Origin of the sequence: Dactylosporangium aurantiacum, from assembly GCF_000716715.1 — a bacterium.
Classification (GTDB): Bacteria; Actinomycetota; Actinomycetes; order Mycobacteriales; family Micromonosporaceae; genus Dactylosporangium; species Dactylosporangium aurantiacum.
This window is the reverse complement of record NZ_JNYJ01000105.1, coordinates 1-6086: the sequence shown is the minus strand read 5'-3', so window position 1 is coordinate 6086 and position 6086 is coordinate 1. Positions and strand designations below refer to the sequence as shown.

The window sequence follows — 6086 nt, the reverse complement described above, 5'->3', positions numbered from 1 at the left end:
GGACAACCTGGACAAGTACGTCGACGCCAACATGCCGCCACTGCACTACGCCATGTGCGGCTGCACCGACCTGCCCGGCTACCCCCAACGCTGGAAGTAGCTGCCGATCAGACCTGCGTGAACCGCCACTGCTGGTTGGTGGTGCCCTGGCAGGTCCACTGGACCAGCCGCGTGCCGTCGGTCGCCGCGTTGCCGAAGACGTCGACGCACAGGCCACTCAGGACGCTCTTGATGATGTAGACGTCCCCGGTCGCCGTCGGGGTCGGTGCCGGCGTCGCGAGAGGCACCGGTGTGATGGTGAATCGCTGGTTGTCGTCGTTGTTGCACCGGTACTGCTGCAGGTACGCCCCTGCGGTGGTGGAGCGGGCGGCGACGTCCAGGCACTTGCCGGAGTGCACGGCTTTGAGAACGACGGTGCCGTCGCCGGCGTCGATGACCTGCCACCGCTGGTTGTCGGCGCCGGTCTCGGGCCATTGAATGACCGGGGTCCGGTCGGTGTCGGAGTACGCCTCGACATCCATGAGCTTGCCGCTGTGCTCCGCGGTCAGCGTCCACGTCCGCCCGATGACCGGCATGGTGCCCGAAGGGCTTGGTCCCGGTGTCGAAGCCGCGGTGGACCCGCGGGTGGCCGGTGCCGCTGCTTTGGTCGTGGAACCGGCGGTGGCCGGTGGTCGCGGCGGTGTCGGTGGTGGCACCGCGACGCGGGTGGGCGCGGGTGCTGCCGGCGGCGTGGACACCGCGATCGGCGTGATGACCACACCGGCCACGATGACCGTGCCCGCGACGAGGGAGGCGATGGGATGTGCCGCTACGGCGGCCGCGAGCTTGCCGGTCAGCGAGAGGTGCGCGGTGCCGGTCGCGGCGGCGCCGGAGGCGGCTTGCGCGAATGAGCTCGCCGCGCCCGTGGCGGCCGCCGGAAGCAGACCTTTGGCCATGAGCGCGGCGATGAGCGTGGCCGGAACGGGGAGCACGGCGAGGGCCGTGATGATCTTGTCGATCCTGATCAGGTCTGCCGTGGTCGCAGTGCAGACGGCGCAGTCGCGGATGTGCCGGGCGATCCGTTTGCGCCAGACGGTCGAGGGCTGCCCGTCCCATTCGGACACGACGGCGTCCAGGCCGGCGCAGCGAGGCTCGGCGGCGAGGGCGCTGACGATGCCCCGGCATCGTTCCAGCTGCTCGCGCATCCGCTGCAGCCGGACACCGGCGTGAGCGACGTTCACCCCCATGGCTTCGGCCACCTCGGCGCGGCTCATGAGCTCCGCCGTTTCCTGCCACCACAACGACAGCAGTGTCCGGTCGTCCGGATCCAGCCATCGGTTCGCCTCGGACAGCCGGCGTCGCTGCTCGGCGAGCTGCATGTGCAGCACCGTCGTGTGCTCGATGTCGGCCGCGCTGTCCGCGACCTCGGCCGCCTCCTCGATCACGGTGGTCCGCGCTGCCGCGGACTGCCAGCGGTCCCGGTGTCTGCCGATCTGATGCATCGCCACAGCGGCCAGCCACGGCCGGAAGCTCTCGGGGCTGCGCAGGCCCGGCAGGTCTCGCAGCACCAGCAACAATGTCTCCTGCACGACATCGTCCACGTCGGCCGGCCTGTCCACGGCTCGGCCGACGATGTTGTACAGCAGCGGCAGGCACGCCGAGATCAACTCGTCACGCGCGTTCGTGCTGCCGGCCTGCGCGGCGACGACCAGCGGAGCGAAGTCGCCCCGGAAGGTCAGGGGCGGGACAGATGACGGCTTCCGCAGCCGGGGTGCCGGTCCGCCCCGGTTCACGGCGCGGGGAGCGAGGCGGCTGTCGATCGCACCGTGAAGCACCTACCAGCTCGCTGTCTGTGCATGTCAGGTCCCACAATCGCCGTCATGGATGCGCAGGACACCGGCCCGTCACCGTCCGCATCGGTGTCATCGCCGCTCTGGCCGAGTACCCAATTTGGCGACGGAAGGCGATGGTGTCAAGATCCCGCCGCAGCGCGGTCCATTGCGTGAATGGCCATAACAATTTTTTCGGGAGCGATTCGGCGACGTCTCGGACGTTCTCTTGCCCGTACCGGCAGGTCAAAAGCCATCTCATGAGCAGGCTGGACGGGGAAGCGCTCTCTGTGCTCTCCTCCGTTGGGCTTGTCGGCGTCGGTCGATCGGCGGAGGTGATGCAACGGCTTTGTTTCGGTGACGTTGCGCCGTTGCGGCCGAACATCGAAACATTTACTCTGCTCTCCACCACCTTTAGTCGAAACCAGCAAAAGTTCAGGACTTCAAAGGCGAAAGTCCCCCACGCTACGTGCTCCACCGATGCTCGACCGCAATCACGGCCGTCTTCGATGGTTACGGTCGGTTAGGGGTTTGCAGTGCCCGAAACACCCCCCACACCTGAAACACCCCCTCTGCTCCGGCTCGGCGGGATCGGCAAGTCCTTCCTCGGTGTCCGCGTGCTGTCCGATGTGGACATCGACGTACGCCCGGGCGAGGTGCACGCCGTCGTCGGCGAGAACGGCGCAGGCAAGTCGACCCTCATGAAAATCATCTCCGGGGTGTACACCCCCGACGGTGGCACGATCGAGCTCGACGGCCGGCCCGTGGGCTTCAAGGGCCCGCGCGACGCGCAGGCGGCCGGCATCGGGATCATCCACCAGGAGTTCAACCTGCTGCCCGAGCGCACCGTCGCCGAGAACGTGTTCCTCGGCCACGAGCCGGTCCGGCGCGGGCTCGTGGACCGCAAGGCCATGCTGGCCCGCACCGCGGAGCTGCTCGCCGCCGCCGGCGAGACGTCCTTCGACCCGGGCGTGAAGGTCGGCCGGCTGGGCGTCGCCCAGCAGCAGGTCGTCGAAATCGTCAAGGCGCTCGCGCTCGACGCGCGCCTGCTCATCATGGACGAGCCGACCGCCGCGCTCGCCGACCACGAGGTCGAGCTGCTCTACGCCCTGGTGCGCCGGCTCCAGGAGCGCGGCATCGGCCTGCTGTACGTGTCGCACCGCCTCACCGAGGTCTTCGACCTGTCGGACAGGATCACGGTGCTCAAGGACGGCCGCCGGGTCACCACGCTCGCCACCCGTGACACCACCGCCGACCAGCTCGTCAAGCACATGGTCGGCCGGGACCTGGCCAGCTACTACCCGCCTCGGGCCGACCCCGGCGACCTCGGCGCCGTCCGCCTGTCCGTCCACGGTGGAGCGAACCACAAGCTGCGCGGCGTCGACGTCCGGTTGCGCGCCGGGGAGATCCTCGGCATCGGTGGCCTGCAGGGCTCCGGCCGCTCCGCGCTCGCCCGCGCGATCTTCGGAGCCGACCCGTTCACCGCCGGCACCGTCGAGCTCGACGGCGTGCGGGTGCAGCTGCGCTCGCCTCGTGCCGCGATCCGGGCCGGCATCGCGTACGTCACCGAGGACCGCAAGGGCGAAGGCATCGTCGCCGGCCAGTCGGTGCTGGACAACGCCCTGCTCGCCGGGCGCGCCGTCTTCCCGTCCGGGCTCTTCTCCACGAGCGGCCGCACCGGCCGCACCGTGAAGGTCCGCGACCTGCTCAAGGCGGTCGAGGTGCACGCCGCCGGGGAGGACCAGGAGATCCGGTTCCTGTCCGGCGGCAACCAGCAGAAGGTCGTGCTCGCCCGCTGGCTCGCGCTCGGGCCGAAGGTCCTGCTCTTCGACGAGCCGACCCGCGGCATCGACGTCGGCGCCAAGTCCGCGATCCACGACCTGGTCCGCAAGCTCGCCCGCGAGGGCGCCGCGGTGCTGATGATCTCGTCCGAGCTGCCGGAGCTGCTCGGCATGAGCGACCGGATCGTCGTCATGCGTGACGGGGCCATCGCCGGGGAGCTGCCCGCCGGCGCGAGTGAAGAGGACGTCGTCGGGCTCGCCACCGGCGCGCTGACCGTCGAAGAGGTGAAGGCATGACCACGAGCGGGCCGGAGCGAAGCGGAGGAGCCGCGAGCAATGGGCACAGTGTCCAGGTCATGCCGGCGCCGGAGCGCAGCGGAGGTGATGGCGTGACCGCGCCTCCTGCACCGGCGAAGACGCGAAGCATCAGGCTCAAGGCATCCGCGGCCGGTCCCGCCCGCGGGGTCTACATCGCGCTCGCGCTGACGCTGGTGATCGGCTGGATCGTCGTCGCCATCGACGGCGGGTCGCTGTTCAACCAGTCCACCGTCGTCAGCCTCCTGCACGTCGCGACCGGGCTCGGGCTCGTCGCCGTCGGGCAGACGCTCGTCATCCTCGCCGGGTCGCTCGACCTGTCCGTCGCGTACGTCATCAGCATCAGCACGCTCGTCGCGGCCGAGACCATGGCGGGGTCCGACGGCAACATCCTGCCGGCGCTCGGCCTGGTGCTGCTCGTCGCCGCCGCCATCGGGCTGCTCAACGGGCTGCTGGTGACGAAGCTGCGGATCAACGCCTTCATCGCCACCGTCGGCGTCGGGCTGCTGCTCAAGGGCTACCTCGACAACGGCTACGACGGGCCGGCCGGCAAGACCGCGCCCGCGTTCGTGCAGAGCCTCGGCTACCAGCGGATCGGGCCCGTGCCGGTGGCTTTCCTGCTGCTGCTCGCCGTCGCCGTCGCGGCCTGGTTCGCGGTCCGCAACACCCGCTTCGGCCACCACCTCATCGCCGTCGGCGGCGACCCCGACGTGGCCCGGCTCTCCGGCGTACGCAACGATCGCATCCTCATCGTCGCCCACGTGCTGTGCGCGCTGTGCTCCGGACTCGCCGGCATCTACCTCGCCAGCCGGCTCGGCTCCGGCGCGCCCCGGGTCGGCGTCGAGGGCCTCTACGACCTGGAGTCCATCGCCGCGGTCGTCCTCGGTGGCACGGCCCTGGCCGGCGGGCGCGGCGGCGTCCTCGGCACCGTCGGCGGCGTGCTGCTGCTGGCCAGCATCGACAGCATCTTCAACCAGCTCGAGGTCGACGCGTTCTTCAAGCAGGTCATCCGCGGCGTCATCATCATCGCGGCGGTGGCCGTCTACGCCCGGCGGATGCATCGCCGCCGCAACTCCCGGAAGGCGGCAGCATGACCGCGACCGTGCTGGAGAAGCGCAAAGTCAACCTGTTGAAGCCGGGTGGGATCGCCCCGATCGTCGGGATCCTCGCGGTGCTGCTGGTCCTGGTCGCGGTCCGGCAGCCGGACTTCTTCGCCCCGGCGTCGCTGCTGTCGTTCATCGGCCGGTCCGCGCCGATCATCCTGCTCGCCGCCGGGCAGTACTACGTCATCGTCTCCGGCGAGTTCGACCTGTCCGTCGGCTCGCTGGTCACCGCGCAGGTCGTCGTCGCGGCCCGGCTCATCGACAGCGACCCGGACCGGACCTGGCCCGTGATCCTCGTCGTGCTCGCGTTCGGCGTCGCCGTCGGCCTGGTCAACGGGCTCGTCACCACGCTGCTGCGGGTGCCGTCGTTCATCACGACCCTCGGCATGTACCTGATCCTCGTCGGCGCCGTCTACCTGTGGTCCGACGGCGCGCCCAAGGGCGGGCTGTCCGAGGAGTTCCGCCGCTTCGGCCGCCGCGCGTTCGAGGACGTGCCGCTGCTCGGCCGGGTGCCCTACGCGCTGCTCGTCCTGCTCGGCGTCGCCGCCGTCGCGATCGCCGTCACCCGGTCCGACTTCGGCCGCACCCTGGTGGCCGTCGGCGGCAACCCGCGCACCGCGGAGCTCACCGGTGTGCGGGTGTGGCGGACCAAGACGATCGCGTTCGTGCTCAGCGGCGTCCTCGCCACCGTGGCGGCGATCCTGCTCGGCGGGTACAGCGGCGTGTCGTTCCAGGCCGGCGCCGGGCTCGAGTTCGGCGCCATCACCGCCGTCGTCCTCGGCGGTGTCGTCCTCGGCGGCGGCCGCGGCTCGGTCGCCGGCGCCATGCTCGGCGCGCTGACCCTCGAGACGCTCTTCGCCCTCCTGAACTTCTACGGCGTCTCCGGCGCCCTCAGATCCACCGTCCAAGGCCTGATCATCCTCGTCGCCGTGGCCGTCGGAGCGCTGCGCCGGCGGTGACGCACACCCCCACCCCTGTTGAGGAGAACACGTGAGACGAACCCCGTATGTCGTGGCTGCTGCGGCTGTGTTGCTGGTGCTGTCCGGTTGTGCGACTGATGAGCCGACCGTGACGGCTTC

At 70.3% G+C, this 6086-nt stretch carries 4 protein-coding genes; 3 read left to right on the top strand and 1 reads right to left on the bottom strand.

Going from position 1 to position 6086, the window contains the following annotated elements:
- Window positions 1-107: 107 nt before the first annotated feature.
- Window positions 108-1814 (bottom strand): sigma-70 family RNA polymerase sigma factor, encoded by a 1707-nt coding sequence (locus tag OP18_RS50270; protein WP_081971848.1) that lies wholly within the window; start codon window positions 1812-1814, stop codon window positions 108-110.
- A 611-nt stretch (window positions 1815-2425) separates the two neighbouring features.
- Between OP18_RS50270 and OP18_RS50265 the strand changes: the two genes are divergently transcribed.
- From OP18_RS50265 to OP18_RS50255, 3 genes are all read left to right on the top strand, one after another.
- Complete coding sequence (locus OP18_RS50265; RefSeq protein WP_245635815.1) at window positions 2426-3886, top strand: sugar ABC transporter ATP-binding protein; 1461 nt, start codon at window positions 2426-2428, stop codon at window positions 3884-3886.
- 92 nt (window positions 3887-3978) lie between these two features.
- Complete coding sequence (locus OP18_RS50260; RefSeq protein WP_245635814.1) at window positions 3979-4998, top strand: ABC transporter permease; 1020 nt, start codon at window positions 3979-3981, stop codon at window positions 4996-4998.
- On the top strand, window positions 4995-5966 hold the full coding sequence (locus OP18_RS50255) for an ABC transporter permease (RefSeq protein WP_033367853.1): 972 nt from the start codon (window positions 4995-4997) through the stop codon (window positions 5964-5966). Before OP18_RS50260 ends, OP18_RS50255 begins: the two co-directional genes overlap by 4 nt.
- Window positions 5967-6086 lie beyond the last annotated feature (120 nt).